Origin of the sequence: Treponema lecithinolyticum ATCC 700332, from assembly GCA_000468055.1 — a bacterium.
Taxonomy (GTDB): Bacteria; Spirochaetota; Spirochaetia; order Treponematales; family Treponemataceae; genus Treponema_C; species Treponema_C lecithinolyticum.
Window position 1 is genome coordinate 1 of sequence record KI260559.1, and the last position, 679, is coordinate 679.

Here is a 679-nt window from a genome sequence, read left to right on the forward strand (position 1 = left end):
TTCATAACTCAAATCCGGTATCACTGTTACCCCTTCAGGTATGTCTATCGTTGCATAGCGTAATTGATATGTGTTCATCTGCAGCTCTCCTCTTTTTTCTTCATCGTGTTTTTGTACACACGCACTTGTGAGCAGTATTATGATACAAAAACAAATACCTAATTTTTTAACTTGCTGTTTCACCATTTATTTCTTTAATCTTTTTGATTACATCGGCAATAACCGTCTTATCTGCATAAAAACTGCTGTGCTCTTTACGTTCGTACTTTATTGTTTCTTTTACCTCTAATGCTTGCTGACTGGTAAGCGGTACCGTTCCGTCTCCTGCATCGGTTTCTGCTATGCTGATTTGTATCCTTGGGTCTTGAAAGTTCCACGATCTTTTATACGTATCTTTAAGACGCTCGCTAACCATTTGTTCTACCAGAGCTCTATTGTCATCCGGAAACTCTTCTTGTTCCATATTTGCTAAATCCCGGGAAAGTTCCAGCTTTATACCGAATAAAAGATTTTTTTGTTCGCTTGTTAAGTTTTTTACTTGCCGCATCGCTTTAGGCTCTCCGCAACAAAAATCGGTTGCAAGATCAACCGTTATATTATTCGGCTCAATATGCACGCTTTGTACGGTTTTTACCAAAGAAGAAGACAATACGTAGGTACGATCGTGGCAATACAGCTC

The 679-nt window shown here is 38.9% G+C and carries 2 protein-coding genes; both read right to left on the reverse strand.

Features of this window, described 5'->3' with window-relative positions; translation table 11 throughout:
* A partial coding sequence (locus HMPREF9193_RS11330; RefSeq protein WP_021686504.1) for a hypothetical protein occupies positions 1–186 on the reverse strand: 186 nt, incomplete at its 3' end.
* Positions 167–679 (reverse strand): hypothetical protein (locus HMPREF9193_RS11255; protein WP_021686505.1); only part of this gene is annotated, 513 nt, incomplete at its 5' end. The genes HMPREF9193_RS11255 and HMPREF9193_RS11330, both read right to left, overlap by 20 nt.